This is a genomic window from Cobetia sp. 1AS1 (genome assembly GCF_029846435.1).
Taxonomy (GTDB): Bacteria; Pseudomonadota; Gammaproteobacteria; order Pseudomonadales; family Halomonadaceae; genus Cobetia; species Cobetia amphilecti.
Genome location: NZ_JARWKU010000007.1, coordinates 148403 through 168463, shown reverse-complemented (window position 1 = coordinate 168463; position 20061 = coordinate 148403). Strand labels below are relative to the sequence as shown.

The following is a 20061-nucleotide window of genomic DNA, read 5'->3' as shown; positions in this document are numbered from 1 at the left end:
GCGTCCACCAGCTCACTCTGTTCATGAATTTCACCGACTCCACAAACGACGAAGCCCGCGACCTTTCGGTGGCGGGCTTCGTCGTTTATGCGTGTGCGGATGCGCGTCAGCTTCTGCGCAGGCTCCACAGGAAGTAGCTGCCGCCGATCAGCGAGGCCATCAGGCCGGCGGGGATCTCGTAGGGCGACAGCAGCTGGCGGCCCAGCCAGTCGGCCAGCACCATCAACAGCGCGCCGCACAGCACCGCGCCGAGCATGTGTTCACGGGCGCGGCTCAGCCCCAGCAGACGTGCCAGATGTGGGGCCAGCAGGCCGACGAAGGACAGCGGGCCGACGATCAGGGTCGCCAGCGCGGTCAGCACCGCCACCGCACCCAGCAGCACCAGGCGGGCACGGGTCACGCCGATGCCCAGCGCACTGGCGCTCGCCATGCCCAGTGGCAGGATATCCAGCCAGCGCGCCAGCGGACGCACCAGCAGGACCGCGATGATCGCCAGCGCGAGCACGCCAACCGCCGCGGAGAGGCCCACGTAATAGGTGGAGCCGGACAGCCAGGCCAGAATCTGCTGACCGCGCGGGTCGCCATCGGCGAGGATGATGCCGCGCACCGCATCGTAGAGCGCCGTGATCGCCACCCCGCACAGCAGCACGCGTTCGGGAATGAAGCCACTGCGATGATTGAGCACCACCAGCAGTGCCAGACAGGCCAGCGCCCCGCAGATGCCTGCGCCCAGCAGGGTCAGTTGCCCCGGCGACGGGACCAGCAGCAGCGTCAGCATCAGGGCGATGGCGGTGCCGCCGCTGATGCCGAGAATCTCGGGGCTGGCCATCGGGTTGCTGGTCAGGCGCTGCAACAGGGTGCCGGCCAGGGCCAGCAGCACGCCGGCGCCTGCCGCCGCCAGTACCCGTGGCAGGCGGAAGTCCAGCACGCTGGCCTGGCCGGCCATCAGCTGTTGGAGCATGTCACTGCCCAGGGTCCAGCCATCGGCGCCATTGCCGACCAGCAGGGCCAGCATCAGGGCCACGCAGACCCCGGCCAGCAACCAGCCGAGCAGGCGGTCGGGGCGGGGATGACGATGCGTCAGTGACATGCCGTGATGGCTGGCGGGGCCAGCCCCCTGCGCCATCTTGAGGCGCGGAATCAGCCACAGCAGCAGCGGCGCGCCGAGGGCCGCCGTCATCGCGCCGGTCGGAATCAGGTTGGGCAGCAGGCCATCGAGACTGGCGACCACCTGGTCCGTCACCGCCAGCAGCAGCGCCCCGAACAATGGTGCCCACAGCAGGCGCTGGCCCAGACGGCGCGCACCCATCAGACGCACGCAGGCCGGCGCGGCCAGACCGATGAAGCCGATGATGCCCAGCACGCTGACCACGCAGGCGCTGAGAAATACCGCCAGTCCCAGACTCATCAGGCGCAGCTTGCGCAGCGAGACGCCCAGGCTTCGGGCGTTGGCCTCGTCGAGGTCCAGCACCGCCAGCGGGCGCATCAGCACCAGCGCCAGCAACATGCCCGGCAGCAGACGGGTGAGCAGCGTGATCACGCCATCCCAGCTGTTCTGGGCCAGCGAGCCTGCACCCCATACCAGGGTGCCGTGCAGGGCTTCCTGATTGAACAGCAACAGCACCATGCCCAGCGCGCCGATATAGAGGTTGACCACCAGCCCCGCCAGCACCACCACGGTCGGCGACATGCCTCGCGCCCAGGCCAGCGCGAACACCAGCCCCATGGCGGCCAGGCCACCGGCCAGCGCGACCCATTCACGGCCCAGCTGGAAGCCGTCTCCCCCAAGACCCGTGCCGGCCATCAACGCCGGGGCGAACAGCGTCGCCAGCATCATCGCCAGACTCGCGCCACTGGCGACGCCGAGGGTAGTGGGCGCGGCCAGTGGATTGCGCAGCACCTGCTGCATCAGCACGCCGGCCATGCCCAGCGCGCCACCGGCCAGCAGCGCGCAGACCAGACGCGGCCACCAGCTGACATGCGCCACCAGCTGCGCAGAAAGCAGCGCGCTGTCTGCCTGGCCGAGACTGGCCGCAGCGCTGAAGTCGGGCGATGCCCACAGTGCGGTCAGGCCCTGCATCAGGCTCAGGCCTTCACGGTTGAGCGCGAGGCTGCCCAGCACCACCAGGGCCAGGGCCAACAGGCTGCAGGCCCGGCCAGGCGTGAGGTGCAGCGGGCGACGGCCTGATGCGGGGCGGGTGCTCATGGCTTGCTCAGTGGTTGCCATCGGTGGTCTCCCCCTCAAGTGCCGCCTCATCATCAATCAGATGGCTGGCAAGCAGTGCGGCGAAACGATTGGCCGAGGGCAGGGCGCCGAAGCTCCAGACCGGCGGCAGGAACAGCGGCGCCGAGGCCTGGCTGTTCTCGCGCACGCCGGGCATGGCCTGCCAGAGACCGTTATGCGCCAGTGCCTGGTGTCCGCCGGGTGGCAGCGGTTCCACCACCACCATGCGGCCCTTCAGCGTCACCAGCTTCTCGAGACTGACGGTGGCGAAGCCCCAGGCGTTGGTGTCCCCTTGCCAGGCGTTGTCGATGCCCATGCGCTCGATCACGGCCTGGAACAGGCTGTTGTCGCCGAAGATGCGCACATGGCGGTCATCCATGAATTGCACCATCAACAGTGGCAGGGGCGATTGGCCCTTGCGTGCCGCCTGCTGGCGCAGCGCGGCGTTGTAACCGGCCAGGCGAGCGGTGCTCAGGCGAATCAGCTGTTCGGCCTGTGGCTCGCGCTGCGTCAGCTTGCCCAGCTGGCGGGTCGCCTTGACCAGTGTCTGCCAGGTGTCGGCGTCCGGGGTATAGATGGCGATGCTGGTGACCGGCGCGATGGCCGACAGGCGCGGCGCGAGGCTGGACAGCATCGGGCTGATCAGGATGTCGGCGGGGGCGAGAGCGGCCAGCTGCTCCAGATTCGGCTGGGTGCGCAGGCCGAGATCCCGCGTGCCCTGCGGCAGCGCCGGTTGGGCCACCCAGCTTGCGTAGGTCGCGACCTGACCCACGCCCATGGCGCGTACCCCGATTCCGGTCAGGGTCTCGGCCAGGGTCCAGTCCAGTGCCACGATGGGGCGATCGACGAAGCCGGCCGGTGGCTGGGAGGTCTGTTTCATCGCAGCCACGTCCGCCGCTGCCTCGTCTGCCACTGCCTCCTCCGTTGCGGCAGCGCTGGCGGACCCCACCGCCAGCAGGCTCAGACTGATCAGTGCCAACAGCCACTTCATAGCGGCACCGCGATCTGCTGCTGGCTCTGCGGCGGGGTGATCACCTGCATCTCGACGCCGTAGATATCCTTGAGCGTGACGGGGTTCATCATCGCGTCGGGCGCGCCTTCGGCCAGCACCTGGCCGCCGTGCAGCGCCACCAGGCGATCGCAGTAACGCGCGGCCAGATTGATGTCGTGCAGCACGATGATGATGCCCAGCCCCAGGGTGTGGCTCAGGTGCGAGACCAGCTCCATCACCTCGATCTGATGGGCGATATCCAGCGCCGCCAGCGGTTCATCCAGCAGTAGATAACGACTGCCTTGGGCCAGCAGCATGGCCAGCCACACGCGCTGACGTTCGCCACCGGAAAGGGTATCGACCTGCTGTTCGGCGAAGGCTTCGGTGTGGGTCAGCGCGATGGCGCGCTCGATGGCTTCTTCATCCTTGGGGCCGGGACGGCCGAGCAGGCCGTGCCACGGATAACGGCCGAAGGCGACCAGCTCGCGGCCGGTCAGCGCTTCGGCCGCCGGCAGATGCTGCGGCAGGTAGGCCACCGCCCGCGCGAATTCCCGACTGCCGAACTGCGAGAGCGGGCGATCATCCAGCGCCAGCTTGCCACTGGTCGGGGTGTTCTGACGCGCCAGCAGCTTGAGCAATGTCGACTTGCCGGAGCCATTGTGGCCAATCAGGCCATGCACCTGGCCGGGGGCGAAATCGAGAGACTGCGTCTTGAGCAGGCAGCGCTCGCCGAGGTCAAAGCGCAGGTGGTCGAGAGTGAACATGAAAGCATCGTCATCCGTGGTCAGGGCGTCAGGCTAGGGGCGATTCATTCTGGGCGACATGACGCGGAGACGTTCGCCCATCCGTGCTCCGCGGGGCCATCAGTGCTGATCGCCTCTTGCTGTCGGACTGTCATCACGCCGGCTTCGTCGTCGCGCCTTGCCGGGCGCGGTTGACGTTTGGCGCACGGCCAGCGGCGAATCCGCGGTGTCCTGCTGGCAGGCGGCACAGTCGCGGCTGACTTCATTGCGATAACAGCCCGCCGCGGCCAGCCGCATCTCGCAGTGCTGCTGCGCCTGGGTGACGTAGCGACCCGCCATGCGCTCGGACACGCCGAGTCGCTCGCCGATCTCGCGCTTGGTCAGGCCCTCGAGACGATACCAGGTCAGGGCGAGGCGAAAGTGGCCCGCCAGCTCGGAGAGTGCCGCATCGACGACCTGCAGCTTCTGGCGGCGCGCCAGGCTCCTCTCCGGGTCCAGATGGGCGGCCGCCACGCGCTCATCGCCCTCGGACACCGATTCGAATTCCGGTGCGCGGGACTGGTGACGGTGGTGGTCGATGATCAGATTGCGTGCGATGCGAAATAGCCAGGCGCGCGGATTGGCGGGCCAGTCTCCGGTCAGGCGCAGACGCAGATAGACCTCATGGCTGATGTCTTCCGCCAGCTCATGCGAGCCCAGCTGGCGCACCAGAAAGCCGGTCAGTTCGTGACGATGCTCGGCAAACAGCTGGTCCAGCGAGTGGCGGTATTGCTGTGCAGCACAAGCCTGCAGCTCAGCGGGCGTTTCAGCTTCTGGCCCGTGTGCGTCAGGCGTTCGCTCATCCGTGTCGCGATGAGGCCGAACTGGGGGCTTGGCGTGAGAGGACATCCACGGCTCGCAATGAGATCTGTCGTGATGGGAGGGTAATGGTATTGTTGTTACGAATCATTATCAATGATTGAGTGTCAGACACGCCAAGGACCGCCCCCGTGCATGACGAGGGCGGTCCCGGTGCTGCTTGGTCGTAGTTAGCTGGTCGTAGTTTGCTGGTCGTAGTTTGCTGGTCGTAGTTAGCTGGTCTTGGCTGACGGGCCGTAGCTGACGGGTCATGGCGGTCACCAGGTCATCGCCACCTGGTGATCGCCAAGCGTCACCGCCTAGCGGCGGGCGAAGGCCGCGATGGGGTTATCCAGCTCGCCCTTGAGCTGCAGGGCGCCGGACGGATCGGTGAGATCGACCATCTGCTGGTTGTTGCGCAGCTGCAGGCGGTTGAGGCACGACAGCGTGAAGCGCGGCGCGAACAGGTCATGGCGCGCGAACTTGTCGGCCATCTCCGGATGGGCATCCTGATAGTCATGGATGCAGGCCGCGACGCGAGACCAGAAGGCCTCTTCCGTCATCACCTGCTCGCGCACCAGCAGCGGTACCGCGAAGCGGAAGATGCAGTCGAAGACATCGGTGAGCAGCGACAGGATGCGGATCGGTTCCGGCACCTCGACCACCAGACGCTCGACCCCTGCCGGCAGTTCGAGTGCACGGGTCTCCTCGGTGGCGAACAGCGCCGCTTCCTCGGCGATGTCCTTCATCAGCGCACCACATGGCACGCCATCGCGCAGACGCATGATCAGGTTCTCGCCGTGCGGCATGAACACCAGGTCGTGCTTGAAGTAGCAGTGCAGCAGCGGCGTCATGTAAGCCGTCAGCCACTTGTCGATCCACGCTTCGGCGCCGATGCCGGAGCGCTCTATCAGCGCCGGCAGCAAGGCCTTCTCATCGTTGTCGACATGCAGCAGCGCGGCCATGGTCATCAGGCGCTCGCCCTCGTCCTTGACGTCTTCCGGGCTCTCGCGCCACAGGCTGGCCAGCATCTTGCGATAGCCGACGGCTGCCGGGTCCGCGTCTTCCAGCACATCATCGCGATAGCCGATGGCCGCGACTTCACGCAGCAGACGGAAGCCCCACTTCTCGAAGGACGGGTCCGAATCGATCAGGCCCTGCAGCCACTGATTGATGACCGGAGTGGCACGCATGTAATAGGGCGACAGGCCGCGCATGAAGCCCATGTTGAGGATCGACAGCGCGACCTTCACATAGCGGCGATTCGGCTGATTGCGGTTGTAGAGCGTGCGGATCGACTGCTGCGCCTGATAGCGGTCCTCCCCCAGGCCGAGACAGACGATGTGCTGACTGGCGATCTCGGCGGCGAAGGTGATCGCCAGCTTGTGGCTCCACTGCCACGGATGCACCGGCATCATCAGGTAGTCGGAGGGCGCAAGGCCCTTCTCGGTCAGCTGCTGCTCCAAACGGGCGAGTTCGGCTTCACCCAGCTCTTCCTCGAGCAGACGGCGCGGATCGAGACCATCCACGGCCGAGTAATGGGCGTTGTCGCGATGCACGGCGATCCACACCAGCGAGAACGGCTGCGCGGCTTCCGGCGCGTAGGCGCGATAGTCCAGCGCATCGAAGCCCATGCGGCCATTGTTGGCGACGAAGCACGGATGGCCTTCGCTCATCGCCGATTCCAGGGTCTGGAAGGAGGCGCCCGCCAGCACGCGGGCGGACTGATTCTCGCGCACGGCGCGCTGCATCTTCCAGGCGCTGGAGGCAAGCGTGGCGCTGACCTCCTCGAGATAGACCGGCAGCAGGCGCGGCGGAATCTCCAGCACGTCATTGAGTTCCAGAATCAGCTCACGCGCGTCCAGCGGCAGGGCGTTGCCGTCGGCATCCAGACGCTGGATGGAGGCGGCATCGATCAGCCAGTGATCGAGCTGGAAACGGCGCGCCACGAAGCGATATTCCACCGCGCGGCGGCTGACCGGCGGCGTGTCGCTGATCTGCGCTGCCAGCGGCAGGCGGAAGTGATGCCAGTTGTCATGGCTCTGGCAGGCGGTGCGGGTGCCGCAGTCATCGGCGCATTGCGGGTGGATCAGACGCTCGTGGCTGAACTCGGCCAGCGCCTTGCGCACCAGCAGGCGATTGGCCTGCTGCCAGTCCGGGCCGGTGAGATGCTGGCTGGCCGCGGCCGGGTTGGCGGTCACGCCGCTGTCCAGACGCGGGCTGCGGCTGGCCAGGGCGGCGCGGAAGTCCTGCGGGGTGCAGAAGCACAGGCGCGCCGGCTTGCCGTCGAGATCCAGCGGGCCATGATCGACGAAGCCCACCGCGGCATTCAGCGGGTGAATGGCGCGATTGCGGCTGTCCGGCTCCACTACCACACGGGTCACGGGACGGACTGCATCTTTCCCTTCATCGGCATGCTCATCGCGGAACTGGCCGGCGAAGATCATCGCCATGATCGATTCGATCACCGCCCGCGAGAAGCCGCTGATGGGGGCCTGGTCCTCGCTACGCGGCGCGACGAGGAAGTGCATGCCGAAGTCGCCGGGCTGCACACTGTAATGCTTGCCGAGCGGGTCGTGCGCCGGGTCATAGAGCTCGACCAGAAAGGCCGGCTGGTCATTGTAGAAACCGACCCAGCCCTGGGCGTGCTGGCTCTCTTCCAGGCCTTGGTAGAAGTCGTACTTGGTGGTGATGAGGTCATCACTCATGCCCCAGAAGCTGGCGCGTTCACCGCTGGTCCACTCATCCACCATCGCCATGTCGGCGGCAAGGTCGAGCGGGCGCAGCGCGAATTCGGCGCGCTCGCTCGTGCTGTCGTCCTGCGGCTTGCGCAGGCGTGCCTGGGCTTGCTCCAGCTCCACCGCGCGGCGGGTGAAGCGCGTTCCCGGTGCCGGGCTGAGCAGATTGATCGTTGCGGGCGCGGCGAGTGAGGTCGTCCCGAACAGCTGCTGTGACGGGGTCGCTGCACTGTGAGAACTTGCCGCGCTGCTGGACTGTTCGGCGCTTGCGGCGCTGGTGATGTCGACTGGCATGTTCATGCGGTGGTCTCCCGGTGTTGCGGTGCTGCGGTGTGAGTCGTGTCGGCCTGGGGGGCAGAGATGGTGTCGACAGAGGCGGTGCCGGCAGAGGATGGGCCGGTAGAAGAGGTGCCGGCGTGAATATCCGTCTCGCCGTAGGGCAGGTGTGCGGCGGGCAGCGGTGTGAAGCCATTGCCACAGCCCTTTTCAGAGCCGGGCGCGCCGAAGCTCTGGAAGGCGATGCGGCGCTCGATGGTATAGACCTCACGACCGGTGATGGCGCGCAGGATGCAGCTGTTGCGATAGCAGGCCATGCCCAGGTCCGGCGCGGCCAGCGAGTGGGTATGCAGCTCGGCATTCTGGACGAAGATCTCGCCGGCGAACGGTGATTGATCGCCCTCGTTGCCGTCAGCGTCTGCGGTGCTTTGCGTATCGACGGCGTAGAAGCGACCGACGGCGTAGCGGCCTTCCTCGTCACGACGAATGCGCGATTCGATGCTGCGCAGGAAGGGCGGCGCCACGTAGTGATAGCCCGTGGCCAGCACCACGGCGCTGGTGTCATGACGCCAGGCCTGCTGCTGTTCGCGCTGATAGAGCCCCAGCGTGAAGTCGCCGTCGGTCTCTTGCTTGTTCAGCGAGGTCAGTTCGGTATTGGTCATCAGGGTGGTGGGCACCACGCCTTGCAGCTGCTTGGCGTAGAGGGTGTCGTAGATCTCGTCGATCAGCTCGAGATTGATGCCCTTGTAGAGGCCCTTCTGGGTCGCCAGCAGGGTGTTGCGCTGCTCACGCGGCAGGGCGTGGAAGTAATCGATGTAATCCGGCGAGGTCATCTCCAGCGTCAGCTTGCCGTATTCCAGCGGGAAGAAGCGCGGCGAGCGCGTGATCCAGTTGAGCTGGTAGCTGTGCTGGTCGATCTCGCGCAGCAGGTCGAGATAGATCTCGGCGGCGCTCTGGCCGGAGCCGATGATGGTGATGGCCGGCTGGGAGGTCAGCTCCTCCTTGCGCGCCAGGTAGTGGGCGTTGTGGCACACGCGGCTGCCGGCGACCGGCACCACGTCACTCACGGCATCGGCGGCTTTCGGCAGGTAGGGCTGGGTGCCGGTGCCCAGTACCAGCTTGCGTGCGCGATAGGCGAAGGTTTCGCCGGTGCTGGGGCGAGTGCCGCGCACGACATAGATGTCGCCGACATGCTGGATGTCCTGGACGTCGTGATCGAAGCGCAGGCAGCTCAGCTCGCGCGCCGCCCACTGGCAGTACTGGTTGTACTCGCGACGCAGCAGGAAGAAGTCTTCGCGGATGTAGAAGTTGTAGAGCTTGTCATGCAGCTTCAGATAGTTGAGGAAGCTGAAGTGGCTGGTCGGGTCGGCCAGCGAGACCATGTCCGCCATGAAGGGCGTCTGCATGCTGGCATCTTCCAGCAGCATGCCCGGGTGCCAGTCGAACGCGGCCTTGCGCTCGAGGAAGACGCCCTGGACGTCTTCCAGCGGCTCGCTCAGACAGGCAAGGCTGAGGTTGAAGGGGCCGATGCCGATGGCAACGAAGTCCAGCACATCATCGCGCGCTTCCAGAGTGTCTGTGACGTGAGGGTTCGAGGTGTCATGCATGACGGCTTTCCTTGGCTTCTGTGGTGTGACTGCGACGGCTGGCGGCCGGAATATCGGCCAGTGGTGCGCCATGGTTTGGCTGGGCGGTGGTGCTGACGGCCAGATGATGCGCCTTGACCAGCGCCTGGCCGTGCTGGCGGATCAACTCGACCACGGCGGCCAGGTCTTCCTGGCGCGTTTCCGGATTCAAGAGAGTGAACTTCAGGTACTGACGGCCCGAGACCTTGGTGGCGGCGACGATGGCCTCACCGCTGCGTGACAGGCGCTTGCGGATCTCGCGGTTCAAGGCGTCCCACTGCTCGGCGCTGAGGGTCTCTTCGTTGGCGTCATGGAAGCGGAACACCAGGGTGCTGAGCTCCGGCGCCTGGACGACATCGATGTCCGGCGCCGCCTCGAGCAGCTGGTAGCCCTCGCGGGTGAGGTCGATCACGCAATCAAGCATGTCGCCGAGGGCATCGGCGCCCATCAGGCGCAGTGTCATCCACAGTTTCAGGGCGTCGAAACGACGCGTGGTCTGCAGACTCTTGTTGACCTGATCCGGCGTGCCTTCGCGGGCCTGAAGCTCCGGGTTGAGGTAGTCGGCGTGATAGGTGACGTGGCGCAGCTGGGTGCGATCACGTACCACGCAGGCACTGCAGCTGACCGGCTGGAAGAAGGTCTTGTGGTAATCGATGGTGACGGAGTCCGCCATCTCGGTGCCCTTGAGCCAGTGACCGTGGCGGCGCGAGGTGATCAGGCCGCCGCCGTAGGCGCCATCGACATGGAACCAGATGCCGCGGGCATGACACTCACGGCCGATGGCCTGCAGCGGGTCGATGCTGCCGAAGTCGGTGGTACCGGCAGTGGCGACCACGGCCATCGGGATCAGGCCTTCGGCGCGGGCATTGTCGAGGGCGTCACGCAGGGCCACGGGGTCCATGCGGCGGCGCTCATCCACGGCGACCGGGATGACGGCATTGTGGCCGAGGCCGAGCAGGGCACAGGCCTTCTGCAGACTGAAATGGCTGATGCCGGAGGCGAAGACGCGCAGGCGTCCGGCTTCCGGCGGCAGGCCGTGGGTCTGGTTGCCGGGGTGGTTTGGCAGCTTCTCGCAGACCGCATCACGGGCCAGCAGCAGTGCCATCAGGTTGGATTGGGTGCCGCCGCTGGTGAAGATGCCATCGGCGGTCGGGCCCAGCCCCAGGCGCTCGGTGGTCCAGTCGATCAGGCGCTGCTCGATCAGGGTGCCGCCGGCGCTCTGGTCCCAGGTGTCGAGTGAGGAGTTGATCGCGCCCAGCAGGCTCTCAGCCCACACGCCGGGCAGCACGACCGGGCAGTTGAGATGCGCGATGTAGCGGGGGTGATGGAAGTAGACGGCATCCTTCAGGTAGAGCGACTTGAGCTCCTCCAGACCGGCTTCGAGGTTCTCGAGGGGCGTCTCGAGATCGAGGTCGGCAAAGGCCGGACGCAGGGCCTCCGGGGTGATGCCGCTGAACGGCTTTTGAACACTGTCGAGCTGTTCGGCCACCAGCTGGCTGATGCGGTCCATGCCCGTCTGCCAGGCATCCATGTTGGCAGGCGAGAACAGGGCAGCGCGCGGCGAGCTGGACAGTGAGCGCGCACAGGCATCGGTCTGGGCGTCAGACACGGAGTATCCTGCGGCAGCGCCGTAGGTGGCGGCGGAATCTTGAAGGCTGTGCATTACATAACCTTATGCGAATGTTCGCAGATAAAGACTTGGAAGAGACTCGCAGCCAGCTGGGAAGATGGCTCAGGTGCGAGGACCAGTCAGGACATTCATCAAGTGCCGCGTTTGCGGTCGTTGTTGTTGGTGAAGCTGTTGGCAAAGCCGTCGGCGTGGTCAGTCACGTCTGCCGTGGGCATCGGCAGAGTGAGTCGTCACCGAGCACCCCTGTGTCGGGCAATCTCGGTGGCCGGCAATCCCGGTGGCCGGCATCCCCGGTGTCATGTGCTGGACACGCCAGCGCTATCAGACGATGAGTGGTTCAGGGCGATGGTGCCGGCGACATCCTTGCCGCCGGCGGGTCGTGCGGGTCGATTCAGAATCGACGGACTGCGGAGTTTTCGAAATCAGAAATCATAGGTCAGTGTCGCGGTCATGCTGCGCTCGGCACCGTAGTAGCAGAAGCTGGTGTTGTAGCAGGAAGCGATGTATTCCTTGTCGAACAGGTTGCTGACGTTGAGCTGCACGCTGGTGCCGCTCCAGCCGATCTGGCTCAGGTCGTAGCCGACCAGGGCATCGACCAGCGCGTAGTTCGGCACCTTCTCGGTGTTCTCGGAATCCGCCCACATGTCGGCGTAGTAGCGCACGCCGAGGCCGGCATTCAGCCCCGTGAGCGGGCCTTCATTGAAGGCGTAGTCACCCCAGACGCTGACCTGGTGCTTGGGCACCTGGTTGGCATCGTTGCCTTCGGTGCCATCTTCCGCCTTGGCATAGGTCACGTCGGTGTAGCTGTAACCGGCCTGCAGCGCGAAGTCGCGGGTCACCTGAGTGCGGGCTTCCAGCTCCAGGCCCTGGGACTCGATCTCGCCGTAGGCGGTGTAGTAGCTGTCTTCCGGGTCCTTGGAGGCGACGTTTTCCTGATTGATGCGGAACAGCGAGACGCTGTACTGATCACGCGTGCCGTTGGGCTGGTACTTCATGCCGACCTCGACCTGCTTGCCGGTGGTCGGGTCGAGCAGGTCACCGTCTTCATCGGTGTAGGAGTTCGGCGAGAAGGACGTGGAGTAGCTGACATAGGGCGAGATGCCGTTATCGAAGCCGTAGATCAGGCCGATACGGCCGCTCATCTCGTTGTCGTTCAGCTCGCTGGTGGTGTTGTAGTCACGATCGGTGTTCTTGATGTTGACCCAGTCCTGACGCAGGCCGGCGGCCAGGTTCCAGCGACCCCAGCTGATCTGGTCCTGCAGGTAGACACCGGTCTGGTCCAGTTCACGCTTCTGGTTCTCGGTGGCATAGATGGAGACATCGGCATCGCTGCTGCTGGAGACATCCAGCGTGCTGGCGGTGCCGTATTCCCAGTCCACGTCATTGGTGCGCGTCTGATAGTCGGCACCGAACAGCAGGGTGTGATCGAAGGCGCCGGTGGAGAAGCGGCTCTCCAGCTGGTTGTCGACGGTCCAGGCGCGCAGGCTTTCTTCGCCGCCGGAGTAGTAGCGGGTCAGCTCGGTGTCCGAGGCCCAGCCATAGGCGTAGACCTGCTCGAGGTCCACATCGGAGCGCAGATAGCGGAATTTCTGGCGTGCAGTCACATCGTCGTTGAAGCGGTGCTCGAAATCGTAACCAAGCATGCGTTCGGTGCGATCGAACTCTTCGTAGTCCTCGTCACCTTCGTAGAAGTCGTTGCCGAGCTTGGTGCCGTTGTAGCTGACCACCGTGCCTTCATAGGGCAGGCCGGAGTGGTAACCGCCTTCCGGGTCCTTCTGGAAGTAGCCCATCAGGGTGACAGTGGTGTCGTCGGTGACGTCCATGGTGATCTGCGGCGAGAAGGCGTAACGCTCTTCCTCGACGGAGTCGACCTGGGTGTCCTCGGCGCTGGCGAGGCCGGTCAGGCGATAGGCGATGCGCTGCTCGTCATCCAGCGGGCCGGTGAGGTCGAAGGCCGCGCTGCGTTCGTTGTCGTCGCCGACGGTGAAGCGGACCTGGCCGGAGTCCTGGAACTCGGGGCGCTTGGACTGCATCGCGACCAGGCCACCCGGCGAGGAGCGACCGTAGAGGACGGAAGACGGCCCTTTCACCACCTCGATGCTGTCGAGGAAGTAGGGGTCGATGGTCATCGAGCTGTAGGAGCCCGAGTCACCCATCAGCTTCAGGCCATCCAGGAAGGTGTTGCTGACACTGCCATCGGAGAAGCCGCGCAGCACCAGATAGTCATAGCGGTTGGAGGCACCGATCTGGTTGGTGAAGACGCCCGGCGTGTAGTCCGCGGCACGCTGGACTGTCTCGGCTGCGCGCTTGTCGATATCGTCGCGCGTGATGGTGGAGACGGCCTGGGGGGTTTCCAGATAGCCGGTGTCGGTCTTGGTAGCCGCTGTGGTGGTCACCGTCATGGTGTCGAGGGTCTCGTCCTGAGACTCACGGTGGTCGGCCGCCATGGCCTGACCGGCGAAGGGCAGGCCAAGGCCAATCGCCAGTGCCAGAGGGTGCCTGGGCAGGGTCATCAGCAGGGAGCGAGTGGCTTTATGTGCGGCGGAGTCTTTCATGAGCGCGGGGTTCCATCCGGAATGATTTATATAGGAATGATTCTTGTTCGTCGTTCTCTCCTGTGGGTAGACGTTCAGATGACAGCTTTCTGAACCATGAATGAGAATTATTTTTATCATTCTCTTATGTCGTGGCGTCATGAGGGCTGACCATCGCCGTCATGCGCGCTCTCGCTGGCTGGCGCAGGCTTCATCCTCGGCTGCTACCAACACAAAAAAACCGCCCCGTAGGGCGGTTCTGGTGACGCGATGCGCAGGCTTGCGATTGGGTCGCGCTCGCCTGGCGGCGTCGCGCTGTGCTGAAGGTTACTGGTCGACCATCTCGCCCTGCAGCGTGACGGGGATGTCGCCTACCAGCTTGCCGTAGCCCAGCAGGTTGAGCAGGGTGCTGCCGACCTGATTCCTGGCGACTTCTGCACTGTCCAGTGAGATGGGGTCGGCGTTGATGAAGGTCAGGTGGGTGGCATCCTGACGGGTGACCTCCAGCGGCAGGGTCTCGCGGTGGGTGCGGTTGCCATCGGTGGCCGAGAAGGGCACCTGCATGCGCGTCGTCTGACCGGGTTCCAGCGCCGCGATGGCCAGCGGATCAAGATTCAGGGTCAGCGTGGCCAGGCGCATCTGGCTGACGCCGGACAGCCACGGCGGCAGCTCGCCGACCTTGTCGAGCAGGTCGGTCTGGCCGACGCTCAAGGGAATGCTCATCTTGCCGTCATCTCCCACGGTGCCGCTCAGGCCATTGAGATGATGCACGTGCTCCACATTGCCCTGGCTTCCCTGCGCGGTCAGCGTCGCGGTGGCGCCGCTGCTGTCGGGCACCAGCTGCCAGGCGGCTTGTGTCGGCAGGCTGACACCGATGCCACTCATGGCGAAGGCCAGTGCCGCGGCCTTGATCGGGGCGCCGAAGCGGCTTTTGGCGGCTGTGGCGGTGAGGCGGCTGGCGGGTTTGCCGGTCGAGCGACGCGCAAACGTGCGACTCAGGGCGCGGGTCCAGCGAGAGAAAGGCAATGACATGTCATGACTCCTGATGGCCAGGGGCTTGAGCGAGCGAGGCCCGCCATGAGCGCCTGGAAAAGATTCGATGCTGCAGATGGGACATTGGACAGGCGGCGGCTCCAAGGGTTCGCGACACTCGGCGCAGTCGCAGGCTGACGGGGATGATCAACGCACATCTCGCGCCGCAGCCGGGAGGGGAGAATCGCTATGTTGTTGAGTTTTCGGGCTTTCCCGAGGCTCATGCTTTCGCTATCATATGCGCGCTGCATGGGCCCATAGCTCAGTTGGTTAGAGCACTCGACTCATAATCGATTGGTCGCAGGTTCAAGTCCTGCTGGGCCCACCATGCATGCCTTCCAGTGGGGTTGCATTCAGCTGATGCTCGAAAGCTCCAGTGCCCCGACAAGTCGCCAATGGCGGCTTTTTTTGTGCCTGTCACTCCGGCCTCTCTTGCTGTTCTTTCTCTTCTTTCTCTTCTTTCCCTTCTTTCCCCTCTTTCCCCCACCAGTGCATCAATGGCGTGATTTCTCGTGGTCCTGAACCACGAACGCCCCATGCCGTGGGGCATGAGGCGTTTTCCTCTGCATTGGCGCGGATCATCCGATTCGGGTGATCTCTTGCAGGGTCGCTATCATTGAGTCTCTTCTTCCATTTCCTGCTCAGTGTCATTGGCGGCACCGCTGATGGCGTTGCCGGCGGTGGTCAGCGCATTGGCGGTCGCCTGACGAGTATCCTGCCAGGCGCTGGCAGCGGTGTTCTTGGTTTCATCCCAGGCCGCTGCGGCGCTCTTGCGCGTGTCCTGCCACCAGTCGGTGGTGTAGTTCGGCTGCTGCTCGAACTCGCTCACATCCATGTCGAGGTGGATGCGATATTCCAGGGCATCCAGATCATCGCCCTGTTCGGTCTCGAGGGTGAACTTGCCCGTTTCCACGACGTACTGGTTCTCGTCCAGCCCCATGGAGTCATCGCTTTCGACGACCAGAGCGGCGACCTGCATGTTGTCGTCGAGCAGGATGTCCTCGACTTCACCGATCACGTTGTTGTCATCGTTCTGCAGGTAGACATCGGCATCCATCAGCTCATCTGCGGAGTAGAGCCCCTGCGGACTGGCCATGGCCATACTGGTAGTGGACAGCAGCGTGGTCGCGGTGATCGCACCCAGAATCTGTTTGCGGTTCATATTGCTCATGCCGTACTCCTTGCGTGTTGAATCGGTACTTCTGGTCCGGTCCATCAAGCGCTTCCTTCTCGCTCGTGGCGCAAATGATTCGCCAGGACCATGACCCTACCCACTGAGATCCTGACGAGACCGACAAGTTTCAAGGGGTGAAAGAAAAACTTGTACGAGAATTCCTCTGTCTGTCACATGCAAGGTGTAAGGGGGCAATGTCGTCGTGCCACGAGAGTGACCTTTCTGATGCTTCGTACCTGTCGCGAACAGGCCGCCCGCAAGCGCTCTGTCAGCAGGGCCCTGATGAAGGGGGCGAGTAGAGGGGGCGAGTAGGGAGGTGAGGTGCTGAAGGATTGCATGGATATCAAGGCCCACGCCGTTCAAGGCAAGAAGTCGAGACAAGGCACGTGGATATGCCGCAATCAGTGCGCGTTCAAGTCTTTTTCTGCTCGCTGATTGGCTGCCTGACGAGAGGGGCAAGATGTTTTTGCACGTCAAAAGAGGCTTTTTTGTAGCGAAGTGTTACACGGCTCTGGCGGGGCGCTCTCGTGCCACAGCGGGCGCATGGGGAGAGGTAAACGCTTGATCAGCGCACACGAAAACGCCTGCCAATGCGTCTACATTAGCTATACAGATACGTTCTGATACGCGTTAAAACTTGTACACGGTTTTGGAAGTGTCTAACTTTGCAACTGTCGAAGCACGGCGGGGCAGGCAGGAGATCACCTGATACAGCATTGATGGAGCCGCAGAGCCGCTTTTTCAATCCCTTGTCAGGTTGCCGCAAGTTTTCACATCGTCATGCCGCCCGCTCCACCGGTTTCGAGCACAAGGTTTTCATCATGGATCCAGTGGAGGGCATTGAGATGAACACAGTACGCAAGGTTCCCATGGAGTGTTCACGCTGTGGCAGCAACCGGGTTCACCTCGAAGATTCCCCGGCAGATGATGACATCGTCAGTTGTGCAGAATGTGATGAGTTTCTGGGTGTCTGGTTCATGTTGCGTGATCGCCTTGAAGTCAGTGCCCGCAAGCGAGCTGCGATTGACCCGGCCCTGATGGCGCAGAAGGTGGTCCAGCAGCTGGACGCCTCGGCCTGAAGCAAGCGCCTGTAAGGTCCAGTGTTCGCCAGTGCGTGTGAGGGCGCACAAGAATTTTTACCTCAGTGCCAGTCGGATTCGCTGTTTCGCCCTGGTAGCGGGCTTGTTGCCCAAGGCAACGAAACTGAATTTCTGGCACTGCAGGTGGAGTCGAGATTTCCGTGATACCGCTGACGACTGTTCAGCGTCCTGGTCGACCTGCGGCGAGCCGCGTTGCTTCCGCGATAGGTCCTGTTCTGCCTGAGAGTGTTTTCCCGGCCTTTGGTCGGGATTTTTTTGGCTTCAAGCCCATGAATACCCGTCTGACGCCCGTCTGAAGAACGGTGCGGCGGACACCCCTGATCTGGTATGCGTTTGATCTGCGTCATTCGCGAGGTGTTATCAGACTGTAAGATAGTGCTGTCAGACTCTTGCCGGTCGCGCTGCCATGAAGTGTGTTCCGCGCTCTGCGCGATACCTTCCGCAGCCGTGAGCGCAGAGACTGACCAGCGATAAAATTGTGGCATCTAACCGAAAGTGCAATGGAGTCTGTCGCTATCTGTCTCCATCATGCGCACGCAAACCGAGCCACGTCTTGATGTTTTCTGTACTGAGAATCTGGTCATGACATCGTCATCTTTTGCGTCGAAAAGGAGTTCGCGCATGTTTACCCCATCAGTCCCGACCCGTAATGGCCCTCAGTGTCCCGAATGCAACGAAGCGCTGGATTGGCCTGCCCGTGAACTGCCGGATGATCACATCCTCAAGTGCCCCAACGGCCATGCGTTGTGTTCGATGGGCGATTTTCGCCTGGCGGCACGAGAGATGGCGCTGCAGGAAGAGTTCCGCCTGACGCGTGATGGCGCCAGGTCACACGGCCAGCGCCGTGTGCCGGAGCGACCCGTCGCGCGTATGTCCAACACCGCAAGTCACGGCACCAGCCATGAGTCGCTTGCCGGCAGCATCAGCGCCGCGTGACATCTGTCTGTTCGCGCCTGCCCCTCAAGCCCCGGCCACCGTGCCGGGGCTTTGCCTCTGAGCGCAGTGCCTGGCAGTGCCAGGGCGAGGTATCTCGGTGAGGTAGCTCGAGACGAATGACGAGACACTCCCCGCAAGCGGGGTTGCATGCCGTGTGAGTGGCCCCATGTCTTGGGGAGGCGCCAATCGACCAGCTTCAAGGCGAGCGGCCCAGACACCGAACAGGAGAATGCTTCATGTCAGATCTTTCCGAGGAACTGCGTATTCCCAAGCCGTGCCCGGATTGTGGCAGCCAGCGAGTCCGCGTCTCGCAGGTCCACAATCCCGACGACAAGGTGTTCTGTGCATCCTGCGGTACCTACGTCTGCCTGTATGCCGATGTGGCCAAGATGCGAGAGGAGGGCGCGAGCAGCGAAGCGGAAGAGCTGCTGGAGCAGGCGTCCAACAAGGGCATGAAGAAGTGACCTGATCTCTGGCATGAGACACCGACAAAAGAAAAGGCCCCCCACCGTGAGGTGAGGGGCCTTTTCTTTTGTCGGGCACACTTCATGTCAGGCGCAGGCCCTATGCTTGCGGGCCCGCGCCTGGGTTCGCGTCTAGCTCTCGTCACCCTGGCTTGGGGTCGAGGCCTTGGCGATGGCGCCAGTGTTGTCGGCGGCTTCCAGCTTGGCCAGCATGTTCTCTGACTGACGCTTGAAGTTGGCGAGCGCCTTGCCGGACAGGGACTTGTTGTTCGGCAGCTGAACGCGCATGGCATCGACCTGGCGGTTGTTGACCATCACCTCATAGTGCAGGTGCGGGCCGGTGGAGCGGCCGGTGTTGCCTGACAGGGCGATCTTCTCACCCATGGTCACACGCTCGCCTTTCTTGACCAGCGGGCGTGACAGGTGCAGATAACGGGTCTTGTAGCCGTTGTCCATGCGCAGCACCAGATAGCGACCGGCCAGCGGGTGGTTGCCGACCAGCTCGACGACGCCATCCGCGGTGGAAAGCACCGGCGTGCCGATACGCACCGCGAAGTCAGTGCCCTTGTGCGGGCTGATGCGTCCGGTCACCGGATGGCGACGGCTGAGGTTGAACGGCGAGCTGATGCGCGCCTTGTGCGCCAGCGGATAGCGATTGAAGGCCGGGTCGAGGCCCTTGCCGTCGGGGGTGTAGTAGCGGCCATCGCTGCTGTTGCGCACCACGGTCAGTGACTTGCGAGACCCTTCATAGCGTGCGGCGAGGATGCGGGAATCCATGCTGGTGCCGTCGATCATGTCGGACTCGACCAGCACCTGGAACTTGTCACCCTTGCGCGTATCGCGACGGAAATCGATCTTCTTGCCCAGCACCTGGGTCAGCTGGCTGACTTCCGCGACGCCCAGGCCAGTGGCTTCCGCCGACAGGGAGAAGCTGCCACTGACCGTACCGGCGAACATGCGCTGAGTGGCCTGGGTCGCCTTCTCGATCTTGGCGACATTGAAGCTTTCACCGCCGGCCTCACGCTTGACCATGAAGCCGCGACGCGCATCCTTCATGATGCGCAACGCCAGCAGGTTGCCGTCTTCATCCAGCTTGTAATCGAAGCTGTCGCCGATGCGCCAATGCGTCAGCACGCGCTTGTCAGGCAGCGCCTTGAGGATGCGCGTGGTTTCGCTGTAGCCAAGGCCCAGCGAGCGCTCCGCCATCACGGCGAAGGTATCGCCGGCCTGCACGGTATAGGTCTGCCACTCGGGTACATAGACTTCCTCGGCCGCCAGCTCGGTCTGCAGTGTCGGGCTTTCGCCGAGCTCGACCGGGTCGACGGAGAGGTCGTCATAGGAGGTGCCGCCGGCCTGTTCGTCGGTCGCGGTGCCGATGACGGCTTCTGCGGTCTTCACTGCCGCCGGCGCCAGTGCCACGATCGGGCCTGTCGTCTGGCTGTCGGGATGATAGTTGGCATCCGTCAGCAGCGTCGGCATGTCGAAATCGATGGCGACGATCTCGCTGGGCGTCAGTGCTGCCAGCGGAATGTCACCGGAGGCCGAGCTGGCCGCTGTCTGATTGGCGAGCTGCGCCGGGCTCAGAGGAGACTGAGTGTCATCGGCGGCAGCAATCGCCAGCGGCAGCTTGGCCGGGGTGCTGGAATTTGCACTGGCCAGGTCGATGGCGATGGACTGTGAGGCCGTAGAGACATCAGGAGCATCGAATGTTTCGAGAAGCTTGTGAGCACCCAGCACGGTAACCATGGTGGCAACAG

14 protein-coding genes and 1 tRNA gene are annotated in these 20061 nt (G+C 63.8%); 4 read left to right on the top strand and 11 right to left on the bottom strand.

Going from position 1 to position 20061, the window contains the following annotated elements; all coding sequences use genetic code 11:
- Positions 1 to 106 precede the first annotated feature (106 nt).
- The 9 genes from fhuB to QD280_RS12795 form a co-directional block, all read right to left on the bottom strand.
- Complete coding sequence (gene fhuB / locus QD280_RS12835; protein ID WP_279839530.1) at positions 107 to 2206, bottom strand: Fe(3+)-hydroxamate ABC transporter permease FhuB; 2100 nt, start codon at positions 2204 to 2206, stop codon at positions 107 to 109.
- A gap of 7 nt (positions 2207 to 2213) precedes the next feature.
- On the bottom strand, positions 2214 to 3203 hold the full coding sequence (locus tag QD280_RS12830) for an ABC transporter substrate-binding protein (RefSeq protein WP_279839529.1): 990 nt from the start codon (positions 3201 to 3203) through the stop codon (positions 2214 to 2216).
- A gap of 8 nt (positions 3204 to 3211) precedes the next feature.
- Positions 3212 to 3979, bottom strand: a complete 768-nt coding sequence (locus QD280_RS12825) for an ATP-binding cassette domain-containing protein (RefSeq protein ID WP_043333135.1) — start codon at positions 3977 to 3979, stop codon at positions 3212 to 3214.
- A gap of 99 nt (positions 3980 to 4078) precedes the next feature.
- Complete coding sequence (locus tag QD280_RS12820) at positions 4079 to 4846, bottom strand: RNA polymerase sigma factor (RefSeq protein WP_279839528.1); 768 nt, start codon at positions 4844 to 4846, stop codon at positions 4079 to 4081.
- A gap of 269 nt (positions 4847 to 5115) precedes the next feature.
- Positions 5116 to 7833, bottom strand: coding sequence for a GNAT family N-acetyltransferase (locus QD280_RS12815; RefSeq protein WP_279839525.1), 2718 nt, complete (start codon positions 7831 to 7833; stop codon positions 5116 to 5118).
- Complete coding sequence (locus QD280_RS12810) at positions 7830 to 9416, bottom strand: SidA/IucD/PvdA family monooxygenase (protein WP_279839523.1); 1587 nt, start codon at positions 9414 to 9416, stop codon at positions 7830 to 7832. Before QD280_RS12810 ends, QD280_RS12815 begins: the two co-directional genes overlap by 4 nt.
- The gene (locus tag QD280_RS12805) at positions 9409 to 11097 is read right to left on the bottom strand and encodes an aspartate aminotransferase family protein (protein WP_279839521.1); all 1689 of its coding nucleotides are present in this window, start codon (positions 11095 to 11097) and stop codon (positions 9409 to 9411) included. The genes QD280_RS12810 and QD280_RS12805 overlap by 8 nt, the downstream gene beginning before the upstream one ends.
- A gap of 389 nt (positions 11098 to 11486) precedes the next feature.
- The gene (locus QD280_RS12800) at positions 11487 to 13619 is read right to left on the bottom strand and encodes a TonB-dependent siderophore receptor (protein WP_279839519.1); all 2133 of its coding nucleotides are present in this window, start codon (positions 13617 to 13619) and stop codon (positions 11487 to 11489) included.
- A 306-nt stretch (positions 13620 to 13925) separates the two neighbouring features.
- On the bottom strand, positions 13926 to 14630 hold the full coding sequence (locus QD280_RS12795; protein ID WP_279839516.1) for a hypothetical protein: 705 nt from the start codon (positions 14628 to 14630) through the stop codon (positions 13926 to 13928).
- Between the two features lie 251 nt (positions 14631 to 14881).
- On the opposite strand from QD280_RS12795, the gene QD280_RS12790 reads away from it, so the two are divergent.
- A tRNA-Ile gene (locus tag QD280_RS12790) sits at positions 14882 to 14958 on the top strand.
- A gap of 285 nt (positions 14959 to 15243) precedes the next feature.
- Here QD280_RS12790 and QD280_RS12785 read toward each other — a convergent pair.
- A complete protein-coding gene (locus tag QD280_RS12785; RefSeq protein WP_052384472.1) occupies positions 15244 to 15801 on the bottom strand; it encodes a hypothetical protein in 558 nt (185 codons plus the stop codon).
- A gap of 719 nt (positions 15802 to 16520) precedes the next feature.
- On the opposite strand from QD280_RS12785, the gene QD280_RS12780 reads away from it, so the two are divergent.
- From QD280_RS12780 to QD280_RS12770, 3 genes are all read left to right on the top strand, one after another.
- Positions 16521 to 16883, top strand: a complete 363-nt coding sequence (locus QD280_RS12780) for a hypothetical protein (protein WP_279839514.1) — start codon at positions 16521 to 16523, stop codon at positions 16881 to 16883.
- A gap of 642 nt (positions 16884 to 17525) precedes the next feature.
- Positions 17526 to 17840, top strand: a complete 315-nt coding sequence (locus QD280_RS12775) for a hypothetical protein (protein WP_279839512.1) — start codon at positions 17526 to 17528, stop codon at positions 17838 to 17840.
- Positions 17841 to 18076: 236 nt separating this feature from the next.
- Positions 18077 to 18304: a hypothetical protein gene (locus QD280_RS12770; RefSeq protein ID WP_054555349.1), complete on the top strand. Its 228-nt coding sequence runs from the start codon at positions 18077 to 18079 to the stop codon at positions 18302 to 18304.
- A gap of 132 nt (positions 18305 to 18436) precedes the next feature.
- Here QD280_RS12770 and QD280_RS12765 read toward each other — a convergent pair whose 3' ends face one another.
- On the bottom strand, positions 18437 to 20050 hold the full coding sequence (locus QD280_RS12765) for a peptidoglycan DD-metalloendopeptidase family protein (RefSeq protein WP_279839511.1): 1614 nt from the start codon (positions 20048 to 20050) through the stop codon (positions 18437 to 18439).
- Positions 20051 to 20061: the final 11 nt, after the last annotated feature.